A 16,552-nucleotide genomic window follows, 5' to 3' on the forward strand; every position below is an offset into this window, starting at 1 on the left:
TTAAATAATATAACCAACTCGCACTGTTTGACGGATTGTCTCGATGCTATGTGCAACTCCAGGACTACTCTCAGCGCTGCAGACTCGTCTGGCGCCATTCCTATGGACGATTCGTCGAGCGCCGTTTCCGGCGAGCAAAGCGACTCGGAACTGTTACGCGCGCTGGTCATCAAGCATTCCGACCGCCTGCAGCGATTCATCATGAAGCACATCGGCAACGCCACCGAAGCCGAAGAGCTCGCGCAGCAGGCATTTGTCGAAGCGGCTGCTTCTTATAAGGCGTTTCGGGGGGAGTCGCAACTGTCTTCGTGGCTCTACGGTATCGCCCTCAATCTGGTGCGCAACTACCTGTCGCGTGCCCCAGAGCGTCGCCACGAATTCGTGAGCGAGTCAGCATTAGACATCCAGTCGTCTCCCGACCTGTCGCCCGAAGAAACTTTCGAGCAAAACCAGACCATTGCACTACTCGAAGAATCGATCAGTGAGCTGCCCGAAAACATGCGCGAGATCCTGCTGCTCGTCGGCTTCGACGAGCTGTCATACGAAGAAGCTGCGACCCTCCTGACTGTCCCCATAGGCACGATACGCAGCCGCTTATCGCGGGCGCGTATCGCCCTACGGGAGAAACTACGTCAGAAAGGACTGTCCTTGGAAAAATAGTCCGCTACATCGATCGGCGTCGCCTTGGCCGTTGGCTGACGCGTCGCCGTCCAGCGGCGCAAGCGTGTCGATCCAGTATCAGCACGCTCTAGCCACCTCCCCCCCATCAAAGGATGGGTGTCGTTCCATGTCGCGTCCAAGAAGACAGGCGTCTCTGGAATCAAAGGTTGCACAACAGGCTTGCCATTGATGGCAACCACGCGCGGGCGCAGGAGGAACAGGCGTTCTCGACGTTGCAGCGTTTTTGAACGATGCGAAAATAGCGCCCCCAAGAACGGAATATCGCCAAGAAAAGGCACTTTCTCGGTTTTATTGCTGTCTTGCGTGCTGTTATAGCCGCCGATTAGCAGTGTCTGGTCATTCGCGACGACGGCCAGGGTACTGATCGTACTCTTTCTGACTGTCGGCAGCTTCTCGAGGATTTCATCCTGGATTCGGCCGTCCTCGATGTCGACCGTCAACTCCACGCGCATGCCTTCCGAGGCGCCGATATATCGGGGCGTAACTCGAAGCGATGTGCCCGCAGTGATGGGTGTCACGGTTGCAACGCGCTCGCCGCTGGTCTGCACGTAAAACGTGTCTGAAAGATCGATCACGGCGCCCATGTTGTCCGTGGTCAGAATCGATGGTTGCGACAGGATCGTGGCCTGGCCCTCCGTCTGCAAAGCGCGTAACCGTGCCACCAAGGAATCGCCCACGCTCAACCCGAGCGTACCCAGGCCTGGCAGCACGCCGTCAGCGGGTGAGAGCCCCCGGGTGGGAGCGACCGTCAGGTTGTTATATCCAACAGAGACATCACCCGATAAGAGCCCCCAACTCACGCCAAGGGTCCGCACTAGCTCCGAATTGACATCGACGATCATCGCCTCGATCTCGATCAAGGTGCTCGGCACGTCGAGCTGCTCGATCAGCGCGCGGTAGACGGGGATACGCTCGGGGACATCTTGCACGATGATGGCGTTCAAGCGTGTATCGGCTTGAACGGTGGCCTCGCGCAGTCGCAAGCCGCTAGACCTCGGGCTAGCCTTGCCGGCAGAACTGACGACCCCGGACGACTCTCTCGCCGACTCGGAATCGACAGATACGAGGGGCGGCTTTTCTCGCAAGGGCGCCGCCATGGTGACCAGCGTTTCATTTCCGACCCCCGAACTGTCGCCGGTAATGAGGTTGCGCAGCACTGTCGCCAACCCGGGCGTCACCATGGTGGAGTCGCGATAGGTGACCGTGCGGTCATTGACGGATGCATGTTTGAGCTTGAAGACGGCGACTTCCTGACCGCCCGGACCTATCGGCAGGGCCTTGACCGTCTTTTCGACCAGTGCCACGTAGGCGGGCGGGCCCGAGACCAGCGCGATACCCTGATCCGCTAGCTCGCCCCAGCCGAACCGGGGATCCAACACGCCCAGTTGTTCCAGTGCATCACGTATCGCGGTGATCGAACTGCCCTGCGAATCGATGGTGCGCGTCTGCATATCGTCGCTACGACTGACAAACAAGGTGCCGGAATGGACGAACCAATTAAACCCATACACGCCGCCCAGCCGATTCAGAAACTCGGTGGGCGAATTCGTATTGAATTTTCCGTTGACCACGCCTTTCACGTTCGGGCCTATCTGCAAGGCCAGACTAAACCCGCCCGCGAATTCTCGCAGCAACGTCGGTAGATCTTCTTGATTAGCGTAATAGCTGTAAGGCACTAAAGGCCAGTTGGGCGCGGCCAGCGCCGTGCCGAGTAATCCGATGGATAACACACCAGCCAATATTGAATGTTTGAACACGTGCACTCCCCCCTGATGCCGCATAGGACTAGGCCTGACGCGGCAACGCGCCCGTCCAGAAAGACAAAGCATTAACAAACTGACCCATGGACTCGTCCAGCGAGATCCCCTCACCCGGTGTCAAGATGTGCTGCAACCACAGCGCCTTTTCGTTGGGGTCGATCACGCACGACGCGGGACACATGCTCACGGTACCCAGGGCAAGCTTGCCCACGTTAAGAAGCCATTGGTCACGCGTGGCGCCGCCAGCCGGCAAACTCGCCAATCGGCATATCATCGCCACCGCATTCTCGCCCGCGGCTTGCAGATGGACGCGATAACGTTCGTCGACCACGACCGTCACCCGCCCGCGAAAAGGCTCGGGCACTGTGATGCCATGACGCGCCACATAATCGGCAATGACTGGGTGCATACTCTGATTCATTACTTCTCCTCCCGCTCTTGGGCCAATCTCTGTACTAACAGCAATACTTCCGCGACGGGTTCAATCAATTCGCTGGGAATGAACTGATCGATCTCCGTTGAACGCCACAAGCTACGCGCAAGCGGCACGTTCTCCATCACAGGCACGCCGGCCTCGCGGGCCTCGCGTTTAATTCTTTCCGCATTAACACCCTCGCCTTTTGCGACGACCTTGGGCAGTGGCGTCTCACCTTTTTGGTAATAAAGCGCGATGGCCAAGTGCGTGGGATTAGTGATCACCACGGTTGGTTTACGCGCCGGCGCGCCGCCTTGCATGGCCATTTCCTGGTGCAAATGCTTGCGCTTGTGCTTGATGTGCGGGTCGCCTTCGGACTCTTTGTATTCCCGCTTGACTTCGTCTTTGGTCATCATCAAGCCCTTGCGGTACTGTTTACGCTGCCAGACCAAATCGGCGAGCGCGATGATGACGTAGACCAACGCGACGTTCAGCAGCAAGGTCAGCATCAGGGCGCCTATCGCCTCGCCCAACGCTTCAAGTCCTGCGCGCGGCATCGCCATCAACTCAGGAAGGTCTTTTTTAATCACGAGCGTAATCAACGTGGTGAGGAACACCACCTTGATCAGCGATTTCAGCGACTCCACCAGATTCTTCTTGGAGAACATGTTCTTCAGATTCGCGATGGCGTTGAGCTTTTTGCCCGAGGGTTTCAACTTCTCGAACGCAATGACCACCCCGACCTGCAAGAACTCGCTGAGCATTCCAACAAGTAAAACGATCAACACAAAGGGCAATACCAGTGTCAACGCCTCTTGTAATGCCGCCGTCATCGCCGTAGACAAGGCATCAAGAAATGGCATCGAGGTCAGGTCTGCCGGAATCAGAATCAAACGCCCGAGCGATTCGGTAATATCGCCCGCATTGAAAATCATGTAGCCGAACAACGCCAGAATGAGCAGCGTCTGAGTGAAGTCCTTGCTATGGGCGACGTCGCCCTTTTTGCGCGAATCGCGCAATCGCTTATGAGTTGGCTGTTCGGTCTTTTCGCCGCTCATGGAGACCACCACTGATCATTCAAAAACGGCAGGATCGATGAAACTCCCTGATTGGTCTCATACGCATATTCGAATAGCGTGCTCATATACAGCACCAGCACCAGCAGCGCGAGGGCGCTCTTGATCGGCATGGCCAGAAAAAACACCTGCAACTGCGGCGCGAACCGGCTGGCCAGCGCCAGTCCAAGCTCCGCGAGGAACATCGCGATAACGGCGGGCGAGGCCCAAAGCAGCGTCATGCGCATCAGCTTGGAGAACTGATCCAGCATCAACGGCACACTTTCCGCGCGTAAGGCAGGTGTCCAGTGCCAAAGATCCCATAAAAGAAAGCTGTCATACAGCATCGTCAGCGTCAAACCAAAGCCGCCGCTGACAAGAAAAAACACGATATAAGCCTGATTGAACAAAATGCCCAATGGCGAGGAATCGCTGCCCGTCGCGGGATTAAGAATCGCGCCCATGCTGGCGCCACGTTGGTTATCGATGACAAACCCCACTGCCTCAAATATCCAAAATGGAATCGCCGCCATCCATCCCAGTACGAGGCCGATAAAAATTTCTTTGGCAATAATGAGCAGGAAATCCAGTGCCTGCAGGTCGAGCGCGGCGTATTCCGGTGACAACGCGGGCGCCAATATCAACCCTAACGCCGCGCAGATGCCGTAACGCAACATGCCAGGCATGACTTGCCGAGTGAATAAGGGAAGCATCACACACATGGCCAAAATGCGCGGCTGTGTCAACGCCAGTGTCGTCAGAAACATCTGGGCTTCGGTATAGACGGCGCCTTCGGACATGGTTGCAGCACCTGTCAGAGCCGATGAAACACATCGAACACGGAAATCGTGAAGTTATAGAGTTCGCCGCTTAGCCAGCGCGCAGTAAAAAGTATCGTCACGAATACGGCGATCAGCTTCACCGCGAACGACAGGGTCTGCTCCTGAATCTGCGTTAACGCTTGAAATAATGAAAAAAGCGTACCCACAATGGCGGCCACGGCGATGGGTGGCATAGAGAGCCACAACACAAGATAAAGGGTCTGTGTCATGTACGAAACGATGTCTACGGTTTCCATATTTGTGCAACCGTCCGCTTAGCGATAAGACAAGACCAGGCCCTGAATGAGCCGCGTCCAACCGTCCACCATGACAAACAAAAATAGCTTCAACGGCATCGAGATAGTGACTGGCGAAACCATCATCATGCCCATCGCCAGCAAAATATTGGAAACGATGAGATCGATCACAATAAAGGGCAGATAAAGCAAAAATCCCAGCTGAAATGCCGCCGTCAGTTCCGACACCAGGAACGCCGGCACCAATACAAATAGGTTGTTTTCTTTTAAGCCTTCCGCCCGGTCCGTGCCCCACAGGCGTTGTGCGGTGCGCATGAAAAAGTCACGCTGCTCGGGTTTGCTATTGCGTAGCATGAAATCCTGCATCGGCACTACACCTGCCTCTAGTGCCTGCAAAATTCCGATCAACTGCTTATGCTGCGCTTCTTCGGACGGCTCATGCGTGGCACGACTCGCCAAGGGATCGCGCATCGCCGTGTTGACCTCGTGGATCACGGGCGCCATCACATACGCCGACAAGACCAGAGCAAGGCCGTATAACGCCATATTGGGCGGTACTTGCTGCACTCCCAATGCGTTGCGCACCAATGACAAGACAATCGCGATCTTCAAGAACGACGTGGTCATCACCGCAGTCAGCGGGACCAGCGCGAGCAGCGCCAGGACGATTGCGAGGCTGATCGGATCGCTCATACTTCGGGCTCGCCGAGCGCGCGCAATGTCACGCCCACACGACCATCGATGTCCACGATATCGCCCGTCGCGAACAGTCGCCCGTTAGCCCGCACCATTACGGGTCCACCTGTCAATGGTCGAGTTAGGTCGAACACCTCGCCCGGCTGCAGATGGCGCAGCTCGCCCAACGTCACTTGACGCTCTCCCAGAGAGAAGGACAGCACGACAGGGACCCCATCAACGTCAAAGCTGGCGTCGGCCTTGGCCTCGGCGGATGGCTCATCATCCAGAAAGTCGTCGGCGTCGAATCCCCGCGAATTACCCAATAAATCATTCATCATGGAAGTCCAACCTTGCGTGACACAATAAGAATCCCCTTGGGGCCGAAGGCGTATACCTTGCCCATTGGCGAGCAGCCATAGTTCGCCATTCGAGGTCACCCGGTAATCGTCGATAAAAATAGTGTCCTGCGGACGCAGGCTCTCCAAGTCCGATAACGCCAACTCGGTGCGTCCGATGTCCGCGTAGACCGTAATCGGAATGTCGTCTTCCGCCAGACCGTTACGCGCGGCCGGCGCGCGTTTAAGCAGGTTCGCAAGCAGCAATAAGCCCAAGGTATCGGCCTCGAGCAAAGCGAAGGCAAGCTGCCCGGAGGCCCCGTGCCGTGCCGTGAGTGTCCATTGATGCGCAAGCGGCACGTCCTCCGGGTCGCCCTCCAACACGCGAGGCCGTCCGCATGTCGCCGCCGCATCCAACGCCGAGAAAATGTAGTCGAGTAAAGTTTCGACCGCCGTGGCCAACAGCGGATCGCCAATCTCGTCCAGGGCGATCGCGGGCAGGCTGGCATTGAGCCAAGCAGTAATCGTTGTATTCGATAGCGCCAGACGCAGGCGCCCCCCCGCCCATTCCAGATCGCGTCGGATAGGGCACAGCTCGGCGAGAGAATCCGCCCATCCCGACGTGAATCCTAACGTCCAGGGATCCCGGACACGCGGGTCGTCCAACGCCTCATGCACGTCCTCCATGTCGTCAGTCGGACGCAGTCGACCCATCACATCCGCGGGCGGGATATGGATCTGCAGGGCGGTGCCATGCCGCGCGATTAAGCTATGCGCCTGTGATTCCGTCAGGCTCATGCGCGGCAAAATGGCGGGAGAGAAGTTCAACACGGTGTTGTCTGTCATCACGTTCGCTGCCCCTGCGCTTTACTCACAGGCGGGGCGCCTGCAGGGCTGGCTTGCGTAGGCGAGCCATCTATATGAAAGGGGTCTGGGTCTTCGGGGTCTTCGCTGCGGACACATACGCGGGTATCGCGATTGAGCTGATTCGCCAGCTCCGTGCTCAAGCGCGGAGCGATCTCGCGTAGACAGGCGCGCGAGGGTTCCGCGCTGCACATGAAATCCACATTGACCCGGCCCTCATCCTCATGAATCGACAACATCACGCCTGGCAACACATGCTCGGCCAGACGCACGCTGACGCGACGGTCCGCGATATTGTCATCAGAGACGTACACCTCGCGCACAATTTCACGCACGATGTCTGGCACGGCTTGAGCGGGAATCGGGAGACTGTCGGATGCGGTATTCGTGTGCATTTTGGGAAAGAGGTCAAACGGACTGGGACGTCGTGAGCCGTCATCGTCCGAGGATGCCTCGTCGTCGTCGTGCTTGAAGGGTTGAGCGAGCTTCTGTTCGAATGCGCCGGCATCGGCTTCGAGCTGCTGCGTGCTCCATGCATCCGGGCGATCCAGGTCCGTCGAACGACGGCGTAGTTCAAAGAGCGCGTGCAGCACACCCTGCGGTCGGTCTACTTTGATCATGCTTCGTCCCCGTTGTCATCGGAGTCCGGACGCTCCCACAGCAACGAGGCCACCTCTTCGAGCTCTCCGTCTTCCTTACGGCTCTCTTGCTGTGCCATCTCGTCCCAGTGCGACTGCGCCAGTTCAAGAAACTTCCCCGTCATGCGCACGGTCTGGACATGTTCCTCCCGACGTTCGCCCAGGGTGACGATCTCCTGTTCCAAGGTCTCGCGGGCGGCCTCCAATGCGCTGGCATATTGGCTTTCGTCGAGTTTCATCTCGGCCACCTTGCCCAGGACGTCCTGTATATCGCGGGGACGCACGATGCGTTCACACAGTTCGCGAAACAGCGCGCGTTCGTGTTCCTGGGCCCAGTCCTGATACTTCGCCAGGCTGACGCGAGCCGTTTCCACTTTGTCTTCGGCCTCTGCCCGGCGCTGCCGCTGACGCAGCAGCGCCAGCTCGGCTTGCTGCTCGCGAAAGCGTTTGATGGCAAGCATTTCGTCGAACATCTTTAAGCGACCTCCGTGATGGCTTGCATGGTGGAGACGGCTTCCTCCAGCGACGATCGCTCATCGGTGCGTTGTCGCAAGAAGTCGAGAATCGTGCCGTTTTTGTCGATGGCTTCGTCGGTTGTCGCATCACCGCCGCGTTTGTATTCCCCAATTTTTACGAGCAGTTCCACTTCCTGATACTTGGCCATCAGCTCGCGCATTCTGCCCGCGGCGCGCTTGTGGGTGTCGGTGACGACGGCGTTCATGACGCGACTGGTTGAAGCAAGGATGTCGATGGCCGGATAGTGATTGGCGGCCGCCAGCTTGCGCGACAGCACGACGTGGCCGTCGAGGATGGAGCGGGTTTCATCAGCCACGGGCTCGGTCATATCGTCGCCTTCGACCAGCACGGTATAGAGCGCGGTGATGGAACCGTGTTCGTTCATTCCGACGCGCTCCATGAGCTTGGGTAAGGTGGCGAATACCGAGGGGGGGTAGCCACGGCGGGTCGGTGGTTCACCGGCCGCCAGGCCGATTTCGCGTTGCGCGCGCGCAAAGCGCGTGACGGAATCCATCAGGAACAGCACTCGCATGCCCTGATCGCGGAAGTACTCGGCTATCGCCGTTGCGACATAGGCCGCTTTGGCACGCTCCATTGACGATTTGTCGCTGGTGGCGCAAACAATGACGCTTTTGCGGCGTCCCTCCAGGCCGAGCTCATGTTCAAGAAACTCCCTGACCTCGCGCCCGCGTTCGCCGATCAATGCGACGACAGTCACATCGACGGCGGCGCCTTTGACTAGCATGCCCATCAGCGTGGATTTCCCGCCACCCGCCGCCGCGAAAATGCCCAACCGTTGACCTTCCCCACAAGTCAGCAGGGCGTCCAGTGCCCGTACGCCGAGTTCCAGCGGGCGTTCGATGATGCGCCGCTTCAAGGGGTCGGGGGCATCCGCGTAAACGGGATAGAACTTGCTCGCTTCCAATGGCCCGAACTCGGCTTCGTCCAACGGCCGGCCCAGGCCATCCAGGACACGGCCAAGCAACCCGGGGCCTACTGGAACCATATGGGTGCGCCCGGTGGGAATCACCTCGGTCGCCGTCGAAATGCCGAACATATCGCCGATAGGCGTCAAGAGCGCGGCATCGCGCGACAGCCCCACGACCTCGCCCTTCATCTCGAAATCGTCCCCGGGATTGCGCAGAAGGCACACCTCTCCGACTTTCACCGCGGGAACGACGGCCTTGATGATCGTGCCGGTCACTTGCGTGACGCGTCCCTTGATACGCAACGTCGGCGCATCGTGTAGGGCCAAGCTCATCATCTCGCTGATGTAATCCAGTTGCCGCACAACGTTATCCTCGATAGTCCCGGCGCACTACACCCGGCTGCCCAACGTGCGTTGAAAGGAACGACGCAATGCCTCGATCTGCCCGTCCAGACTGGCCTCCACCATCCCGATCTCGCTCTCCAGAATGCAGGCGCCGCGCGCGAGACGGGCATCCCCGATGATGTCGAGGTAGCCCACCCCGGGGTACGCGGCCAGCAACTCGTTGACGCGCTCGCGCACCACGTCGACCTCGTCGGGGTGCAGGCGCAGCGTCATGTGCTTCTGATTGCGCACGACCGCCAGCGCGTTTCTCACGACTGTCACGACGGTTTCTCGACTATCGAACCCGTCCACGACTTTGCGTACCGCCTGCATCACGAGTTCGACCATCTTGTTTTCGACGCCGGCGAAGTAATCCACCGTGCGGCCAACGGTCTCGATCATCTTCTCGGCCTGATCCAGTAGCGCCGCCTCCCGTCCATCGGCATACCCTCTTTCACGCTCGGCGTCATAGGCCGCCTGCGCGCCAGCCACAATCGCATCGGCCTGCGCTTGTGCGTTTTCCAGAAGCGCCTGGGCATCCGCCCAAGCCACGCGTTCGCTGCCGCGCAGCACGCGGACGGCGGGATCAATCGACGGCGCTACCGGCGGCAGCGTCAAAGGATTTCGGGGAACCAGGAACACCATGTTTGATCCATATCTTTCAATACCGCTATACAAAGCGGCCAGGCCTGTCCCGCGGTTAAAGGTGAATCGCTTTCGCGTATATCCAGGGGCAGCTTGAGTTCGAACCGACGCAATAGCGCGGGCTCGGCCATGCTCGCGCTCGCCAGCAAAATGCATTGGCCTAACCGCTCGACTTCCTCGACAGTGCCCGGCAGCACGAATTCGCCCGGCGTTGGCAGGTACTGGACATACCGGACGCCATCGCGCCGCGCGAACGCCAAAAGGTCCTTTCCAAGACGCAACTCCAATGCGCGCAACGCATCGCCATTGATGGTCTGCCGCAATGTTGCGCCACACAACACCATCGCTATGCGTCGCGCCAATTGCGCCAGTGCGTCTTCGCGCAACAAGGCCAGCACCAGCTCCCGATGCGCCCCATGATCAACGGGATCAACATCCAGCTCGCGCAATATGCTGCGCGACCAATGACGGTGCCAGGATGCGCGCCAAGCGGGCGCGTCCAACAGCGCGCGCCCGACGCCGGGCGGCGCGAACACGTCATGCCGGCTGCGATGCAAGGTGGAGCTCGGTAGGAAATTGAACTCCAGCATCCGGGAGGACAAGCAACGATCAGGCGTCATGACGCGCCGTTATTCGCAAAGGTCTGCTCGGCCGGTTGCCCGGAACGTTTTGCTGACGTGGCAGCCCGAGCCAACGCTTTCTGCTTGGTCGGCCAGCCCGACTTCCAAAGCAAGTACCCCACCAGACTCGCCAGCGCCACGATGAGCAGAATCAGCAATGATGCCCCGACAGTCAGGGGGGCCACCGATTCGTCAGCCACTTCCAACCCGAGTATCCGCCGTACCGCCGCCGCGCTGGCGGGATTGGAATGCAGCGGTTGCGCGGCGACCAAGGCAACCGAAACACGGTCTTCCGTCAACCCGGGAATGGAGTGTGTCACAAGCTTGCGAATTTGCGGCTGCAACGCGTCGAGGTTGTAGCCGAGCTGATGCTTAATAAACACCGCCGCGGTCGAAGGCGTCGCTGCTTCACCCACGTTGCCGCGCTCAGGCAGCACCACGTGCACGCGTGCCGTGACCACGCCGTCGAGCTGTGTCAACGTGCCGGCGAGCTCCTGAGACAGCGCATAGATATAACGCGCCCTTTCCTCTAGCGGCGACGATACCAGCCCTTCTTTACGGAAAATCTGGCCCATGCCGTCGAAGCGATCACGCGGCAAGCCACGGCTACGCATGATGTCTAGCGCGCGAGCCACATCTCGGCTATCCACTGCGACCGACACGCCGGCTTTACTAATGGACTTAGTCGCGTTGATGCCCGAGTCCAACAACACCGAGAGCACCTCATTGGCTTCGCTCTCGTTCGTTGTGGAGAAAAGCTCGAGCCGCGATCCGCAGGCTGCGAGCATCACCAGCATTCCGAACACCGCCGTACGCATCAACGTGCCAAACATCCGATTCATCCCTGGACACCAAGCGATCGTCGTGTGCATCAAGACATCCTGACCAGCGTATCGATATTCTGGGTACTGCGCGAAATCGCCTTTCCTACCAGTTCATACTGCACGGAGGCTTGGAGTAGCTCGGATTGCACCTTGAGCATATTGGCAGCGGAAGGGTGGCGCGCCACCTGTTCCAATCCTATCGCCATGTCCTTCCAGCGTTGCGAGTAACCCGAAGAGGCCGATTGCAGACCTGCCAGAATCTGATGGCCGAGTCCTTGCCCTTGCAATGCGGAGGAAGCTGCCGTGCTTATCATTGCGCCAGCTGGCGTAGCAGTCGTGGCAACAGTATGTACGGGCGCGGCGCTCATCATGGCGTTGAAGCGTTCAGTCACCAGCTCAGATGGGGCTGACGAGGGCGATACAGACGCCACAGCGTTCGTGCCCTGTGACGATACGACTGCGTGAGCAAGACTACTGATATCCATCATTTAGTTCCTTCGCTAAGGCCTAACAAGGATCGCGCCAGCGTGGTGCCGGGCCCCGATCCATCCACAAGCTGTTCCAGCAGGGCTCTGGCCCTGGCGGCGTGCCCGGACACCTGAAGGGTCAATCCCCACCAGGCTTGAAGTAAATTCGCCTCTTCCTCATCCGCCATCTTGGGCATCTGCTGTTCGAGAAATTGCGCTGCCTCCTCGGCGCGGCCCACATAAAGACGCGCCAGCGCTTTGCCTACCCAGGGGTATGCCCTGCCCGGGCGCACGCGGGCAAGGCCATCGAACACGGCATCTGCGTTCACCACGTCGCCCTGATACGCCGCGATGAACCCGATCTCCGTGAACAATCTGGCGTCTTCAGCCTCGAGCACGAACGCCAATTCCGCAGGACCCGCTGACGCGATCACCGGCTGGGCATCGATCATGCAGGTCTCCCGTACGCCTTAACCGCCCGCATGGGATTCGATACGATCCAGCATGCCGCGGACCTTATCTTCCAGACCAGTGTCGCCAGCGGCGCGGGCTTCTTCGAGCAGATCGCCCAACGCAAGGCGGGCCGCCTCGGGACGCCCCGCGCTCACATGGCATTGCGCGATGCGTTGTACGGCCTCATGCGCGTCGGGATACAGCACGGCGCACAGGGAATACATGCCGATAGCCTCATCCAGATGATTGAGCATCTGCAGACTGAGCGCGAGACCATACAAATACTGGCGCTTTGTCGGCCCGTACTGTGCCAGGAAGGCCAGCAGCGGCAAGGCCTGACCATATTGCCCTTGAGCCAGATGCGCGTACGCCAGGGCGTAGATGGTTTCGAGCTGTTCGCGCGTGAAGCGTTTGGAGGAAGGCAGCTCTTCTAAGCCTTCGTATAACGCTTGAGCGGGTGCGGAACGTTGCGTTGCAGTAGTGCTCATGATTTACCCCATTACGTGGTCAGGCGGTCTCACGCCGGCCGATGTTGTTGCTGATTTGAGAAAGGTTGTCGAATACGTTTCTGAGGACATCGGATGCCGACTGCATTCCGTCCTGCACGCTTTGCATCAGGAACTGCAGCATCTCCTGATCGTTTTTCATCTGCCGTTGGGAGGTGAGATTCGCGGCCTTTAATTCCGCAACGGCAGCGCGGATGAAATCGCCGTCACGTCTGAGAATTGCCGTATGAATGGAAGACCCGCCCTGGGCAATTTCGGCTGTTCCGGATAAAACCCCGGCCAGCGTACTGATGGTTTTCGATATGGGACCCATTAACGACGTTCCTCCGGATGCAAATGCAGCAACGATGCTCAAGGCCAGCACTGCGACGGACGCTACAACATCAGCTACCGCAACTACCCATTTTGTTACTTCCGGGCTAACGCCCAGAATCTCGCAAAAACGACTCGCCATCGCTCCGGCCTGATCGGGCTCGAAAAACATCAACACCGGCCCGGCGATGCCCACTACCGTATCGCTGATCTTCTGGGCCGTTTCAGAACTAGCGCCGCAAGCCTCGAGCAGGCCTATGGTCAGCTTGCTAAGCCCGTTACTCAGGCTGATCTCAGGACCGCCGAATTCCTGGGAAACCTGGTTGGCCAGCGATAACGTTGCGGCACCCAAAGACGCCACGGACAACAACAGGAACGGCAACGCCGCACCGCCCGTGGCAACTGTCGCCGCAGCCGTGGCCACCACGGCAACCGCCGCGCCTATGAATGCGGCGATCTTCCCTATCCAACCGAAAATCTTGCCAGTACGCTTACTCTTTTCCTCATCGGCCGCCTTCGCCTGCGCCTCCTGTAGCTTGGCAAGCTGAGTGGCAGTGTTTCGATCCACCTTTTCTTTTGTCACCATGACATTCGCCTTTACGGCTTCCGCACTCTCATTGGCCGAATCCGCCGTCATGATCGAGAGACGCGTAAAGACGTCGATGGGCGACATGCCACCTTGAGGGATATACAGCGCCGGCGCACGGCGGGCATTGGTAACTCCATCGTCGATTGCCGTGCCCACCGGCGGCAAAGGGGGGGCATCGGAGAGCCCACTCGGTTCGCCGAGATAGCGAGCGTTCTTCTGAGCCGAAAACGGGCCACGCGCGATGTCGCGTTGCGATATACCGTCCGCCAACGTACTGTTCACGTCCCCCGATGGAAGCTCCGAGATTATTCCGAGTGACGGTGAAGATGATCGGATGCTCATGTCAGTGCTCCTGGTTCATACGTTACGAGCGATACCGCGAGCAGTATCCTGACGCGAGGATTCGATCGACCGAAGCTTTTCGAGGGCGTCTCGAACCATCTGAAGCATCTGGTCCATGGTCTCATTGGCTTCGCTGCCCATCTGCCCACGCCTCGTGGCGGCTGCCTCCAATTCCGCTTTTTCTGCGTCGTGTTCGCTAGCGTATGAATCAATGATCCCTTGAAACGATCTTCCTGAGGCGTTTAAAAGATCGTGGCCTCCGGAAAAGCCCCTTGCCCATCCTGATTTTTCTTCAGCAAATCCGCCGGCGACACCGGCCGCTCCGCCGAGGATCTGAAAGACGCCCCCTGTAATCGCTCCCCAGAGCCGCACATTCGCGCCCTTGCGGATCTCATCAGCAGCCGCGACTTGCAAATTGGCTTGAACGCGATAATCTGCCTCTCGGATGTCGCGCGAAGAACTCCGTTGCTCCTGCGCCGTCTGCGCGATCAGCTGCATCACGGCATAGAGATCCGTGGTGGCCTGTTGCGCAGTGACCAAGATCAACGCGCGGCTCATTGAGTCCACCGTGGTTTGCAAGTCCTTGGAAGGAACTGGCGCGGTCAGCGTTTCGTCCACGTCCCCGCCGGGCAATCGGTCGGGGAACATACCGGGATCAAAGACCGGGGTCGCGTTGTGGCCAACCTTGTCTCCGTTGATGGATTTGCCGGACACATCGTTATAGTGGTCCAGCGTGGTGGGACTGTAATTAGTATTAATGGTGTTCATGAGTAGCTCCTTCTGCAGCGCCCGTATTCTGTAATTCGTCCAATAACATTTGGGCGCGGTTACGCAGTGAGGTTTGGTGTTCAGGGCATATATCTAGGACTAATTCAAGCGACTCGCGCGCCTCATCGACATGCGAAGTTGCAATCAGGCACTGCGCCGCATGGAAGATGGGTAGCGGGTCGTCGTCTAGCCCCATCGCTGCCGCCATATAGTGCTGCAAGGCTTCGGTGTACTTACCCAACATCTGGCACGCGCCGCCCAAGGCGAACAGGTACCGCGGTTCCAGATGGTTTCGGATAACGAGCAACGAGAAAACCTTAAAGGCCTCAACGTAGCGACCTTGTTCGTACATACCGTGACCCACGGCATATATCGCCTCGTTTTCCTCGGCCTGCGACTCGCTGGTAAAGGCCGCGCCTGATCGCAGTAACTTCACGACAGACTGACCTAAATCAGCCACTTCGTCATCGACGCTGTGCATACTTGTATCGGACATGAGGGACACCTTCAGGTATCTTGATTACACCGTCGAACGCGGAAGCTTTTTACCGCCTGCGGGGGCCGCCGGATCCAGGCCGAGCTCTCGGCGGTTCTGCGCGACTTCCCGCTCGACCTCTCGATTGAGATCGGCGTACATCTGCGCTGCCTCTTGAGACATTTCGTCAGTCATTAATGTGGGCAGTGCCGCACGGAATTTCTCCGGATCAATACCTTGTTCGCGCAGGAAAACATCGACATTCTTTATGGCTTCGCGCGCCTGCTGCAACAAGGCTTCCGATTGGCGCTGGATGTCCGCCTGACGGTTGGTCGTGACTGTCATAGATTGCCTTTACTGAGGGTCAGTGCGCATAAGTGACATCGGCACGTCGGGAGTTCCCTGCGTCCCAATTTTTTCGCTGTGAGCGACAACGTCACATCCGCGCACTCGGTCGTGATACGGATTAGAGGTTTCTGATGATCGAGGCGATGGTGTCCAGGGCCTTCTTCAGCGTATTGCTCAGCAGCTCAAAGATCTGATTGCGTTTGCTGAACACCGACTGCAGATTGAACATTTCGTTTTGCTGAATGGTCGTATTGCTATCCATCAAGCCAGTCACCTTGGTAATCGCGGTCTCCACATTGCTGCGGGTGATCTTGCCCTCGCTTTCCAAGGTGAGCGTAATTCCCGCCGCGCTCAGCTTGCCGTTCAGTGCGTCAATGAGGTATTGATTCTTCGGCAATGCGAGTACGTCGTTACTCTGCGGATTTTCAGTCGGAAACGCCGCCAACAAATCATTCAGCGCGTTCACAACCTCCCTCAGCCTTGTGGCCTGCACATTCTTCGCCTGCAGTTCGTCCATCTGGGTCTGCATACGATCGTCGACCAGACCAAGCGTTCCAAAACAGATTACGGAGAGTCGCGCATTGGGGTCCATCGATCTTCCCCCGTCATATAAGGTGCCCGTGGGGTCAATATTCGCACCAGCAGGTAGAGTTGGCATCGTGCCCATTTTCTTTCCTTTTGTTCAATGTGGGAGAAATGCTCCCAGTGGTAATTTGGTCCTACACGGCGTAAGTAACTCGTTCTGGTTTTCGGTTCCGTCGAGAAATCGGTGGAACTATTTTTTTTCCCCGGTTACTACGTAAGCCAATAAGTCTTTAGCTTGGCAAAGGTGCCTCATGCAAACACGAGATCCATTGAGTTCCCTGCGTAT

22 protein-coding genes are annotated in these 16,552 nt (G+C 58.2%); 1 reads left to right on the plus strand and 21 read right to left on the minus strand.

Annotated features, from left to right (window positions below):
• Window positions 1–102: 102 nt before the first annotated feature.
• Window positions 103–660, plus strand: a complete 558-nt coding sequence (locus GOQ25_RS02885) for an RNA polymerase sigma factor (protein WP_160348937.1) — start codon at window positions 103–105, stop codon at window positions 658–660.
• Here the strand turns inward: GOQ25_RS02885 and sctC are convergent.
• From sctC to GOQ25_RS02990, 21 genes are all read right to left on the minus strand, one after another.
• Window positions 633–2,438: a type III secretion system outer membrane ring subunit SctC gene (gene sctC, locus GOQ25_RS02890; protein WP_370519873.1), complete on the minus strand. Its 1,806-nt coding sequence runs from the start codon at window positions 2,436–2,438 to the stop codon at window positions 633–635. The two genes, GOQ25_RS02885 and sctC, sit on opposite strands and share 28 nt — an antisense overlap.
• 28 nt (window positions 2,439–2,466) lie before the next feature.
• A complete protein-coding gene (locus GOQ25_RS02895) occupies window positions 2,467–2,862 on the minus strand; it encodes a type III secretion system chaperone (RefSeq protein ID WP_160348939.1) in 396 nt (131 codons plus the stop codon).
• Window positions 2,862–3,914: a type III secretion system export apparatus subunit SctU gene (sctU, locus tag GOQ25_RS02900; RefSeq protein WP_160348940.1), complete on the minus strand. Its 1,053-nt coding sequence runs from the start codon at window positions 3,912–3,914 to the stop codon at window positions 2,862–2,864. Before sctU ends, GOQ25_RS02895 begins: the two co-directional genes overlap by 1 nt.
• Complete coding sequence (sctT, locus tag GOQ25_RS02905) at window positions 3,911–4,711, minus strand: type III secretion system export apparatus subunit SctT (protein ID WP_160348941.1); 801 nt, start codon at window positions 4,709–4,711, stop codon at window positions 3,911–3,913. Before sctT ends, sctU begins: the two co-directional genes overlap by 4 nt.
• 14 nt (window positions 4,712–4,725) lie before the next feature.
• Window positions 4,726–4,989 carry a type III secretion system export apparatus subunit SctS gene (gene sctS / locus GOQ25_RS02910; RefSeq protein WP_160348942.1) on the minus strand — a complete coding sequence of 88 codons (264 nt, stop codon included), beginning with the start codon at window positions 4,987–4,989 and terminating at the stop codon, window positions 4,726–4,728.
• 18 nt (window positions 4,990–5,007) lie between these two features.
• Window positions 5,008–5,682, minus strand: coding sequence for a type III secretion system export apparatus subunit SctR (sctR, locus tag GOQ25_RS02915; protein ID WP_160348943.1), 675 nt, complete (start codon window positions 5,680–5,682; stop codon window positions 5,008–5,010).
• On the minus strand, window positions 5,679–6,848 hold the full coding sequence (gene sctQ, locus GOQ25_RS02920) for a type III secretion system cytoplasmic ring protein SctQ (protein WP_160348944.1): 1,170 nt from the start codon (window positions 6,846–6,848) through the stop codon (window positions 5,679–5,681). The genes sctR and sctQ overlap by 4 nt, the downstream gene beginning before the upstream one ends.
• Window positions 6,848–7,486 (minus strand): hypothetical protein, encoded by a 639-nt coding sequence (locus GOQ25_RS02925; RefSeq protein WP_160348945.1) that lies wholly within the window; start codon window positions 7,484–7,486, stop codon window positions 6,848–6,850. Before GOQ25_RS02925 ends, sctQ begins: the two co-directional genes overlap by 1 nt.
• Window positions 7,483–7,977 carry a YscO family type III secretion system apparatus protein gene (locus GOQ25_RS02930; RefSeq protein ID WP_160348946.1) on the minus strand — a complete coding sequence of 165 codons (495 nt, stop codon included), beginning with the start codon at window positions 7,975–7,977 and terminating at the stop codon, window positions 7,483–7,485. The genes GOQ25_RS02925 and GOQ25_RS02930 overlap by 4 nt, the downstream gene beginning before the upstream one ends.
• Before the next feature lie 2 nt (window positions 7,978–7,979).
• Window positions 7,980–9,311, minus strand: a complete 1,332-nt coding sequence (gene sctN / locus GOQ25_RS02935; protein ID WP_160348947.1) for a type III secretion system ATPase SctN — start codon at window positions 9,309–9,311, stop codon at window positions 7,980–7,982.
• Between the two features lie 27 nt (window positions 9,312–9,338).
• Window positions 9,339–9,977: an HrpE/YscL family type III secretion apparatus protein gene (locus GOQ25_RS02940; RefSeq protein ID WP_160348948.1), complete on the minus strand. Its 639-nt coding sequence runs from the start codon at window positions 9,975–9,977 to the stop codon at window positions 9,339–9,341.
• On the minus strand, window positions 9,947–10,597 hold the full coding sequence (locus tag GOQ25_RS02945; protein WP_160348949.1) for a SctK family type III secretion system sorting platform protein: 651 nt from the start codon (window positions 10,595–10,597) through the stop codon (window positions 9,947–9,949). Before GOQ25_RS02945 ends, GOQ25_RS02940 begins: the two co-directional genes overlap by 31 nt.
• Window positions 10,594–11,439: a type III secretion system inner membrane ring lipoprotein SctJ gene (gene sctJ, locus GOQ25_RS02950; RefSeq protein ID WP_160349014.1), complete on the minus strand. Its 846-nt coding sequence runs from the start codon at window positions 11,437–11,439 to the stop codon at window positions 10,594–10,596. The genes GOQ25_RS02945 and sctJ overlap by 4 nt, the downstream gene beginning before the upstream one ends.
• A 29-nt stretch (window positions 11,440–11,468) precedes the next feature.
• The gene (gene sctI, locus GOQ25_RS02955; protein WP_370519874.1) at window positions 11,469–11,909 is read right to left on the minus strand and encodes a type III secretion system inner rod subunit SctI; all 441 of its coding nucleotides are present in this window, start codon (window positions 11,907–11,909) and stop codon (window positions 11,469–11,471) included.
• Window positions 11,906–12,340: a M48 family metallopeptidase gene (locus GOQ25_RS02960; RefSeq protein ID WP_160348951.1), complete on the minus strand. Its 435-nt coding sequence runs from the start codon at window positions 12,338–12,340 to the stop codon at window positions 11,906–11,908. Before GOQ25_RS02960 ends, sctI begins: the two co-directional genes overlap by 4 nt.
• A gap of 18 nt (window positions 12,341–12,358) precedes the next feature.
• On the minus strand, window positions 12,359–12,829 hold the full coding sequence (locus tag GOQ25_RS02965) for a tetratricopeptide repeat protein (RefSeq protein WP_202109298.1): 471 nt from the start codon (window positions 12,827–12,829) through the stop codon (window positions 12,359–12,361).
• A 19-nt stretch (window positions 12,830–12,848) separates the two neighbouring features.
• On the minus strand, window positions 12,849–14,090 hold the full coding sequence (sctE, locus tag GOQ25_RS02970) for a type III secretion system translocon subunit SctE (RefSeq protein WP_160348952.1): 1,242 nt from the start codon (window positions 14,088–14,090) through the stop codon (window positions 12,849–12,851).
• 15 nt (window positions 14,091–14,105) lie between these two features.
• On the minus strand, window positions 14,106–14,804 hold the full coding sequence (locus GOQ25_RS02975) for a hypothetical protein (protein ID WP_160348953.1): 699 nt from the start codon (window positions 14,802–14,804) through the stop codon (window positions 14,106–14,108).
• A gap of 40 nt (window positions 14,805–14,844) precedes the next feature.
• Entirely contained in the window at window positions 14,845–15,354 is a 510-nt protein-coding gene (locus tag GOQ25_RS02980; protein WP_160348954.1) for a SycD/LcrH family type III secretion system chaperone, read from the minus strand.
• A gap of 24 nt (window positions 15,355–15,378) precedes the next feature.
• On the minus strand, window positions 15,379–15,678 hold the full coding sequence (locus tag GOQ25_RS02985) for a hypothetical protein (RefSeq protein WP_160348955.1): 300 nt from the start codon (window positions 15,676–15,678) through the stop codon (window positions 15,379–15,381).
• 121 nt (window positions 15,679–15,799) lie between these two features.
• Complete coding sequence (locus GOQ25_RS02990) at window positions 15,800–16,348, minus strand: hypothetical protein (protein ID WP_160348956.1); 549 nt, start codon at window positions 16,346–16,348, stop codon at window positions 15,800–15,802.
• Window positions 16,349–16,552 lie beyond the last annotated feature (204 nt).

Origin of the sequence: Bordetella sp. 15P40C-2, assembly GCF_009763235.1 — a bacterium.
Classification (GTDB): domain Bacteria; phylum Pseudomonadota; class Gammaproteobacteria; order Burkholderiales; family Burkholderiaceae_B; genus Bordetella_A.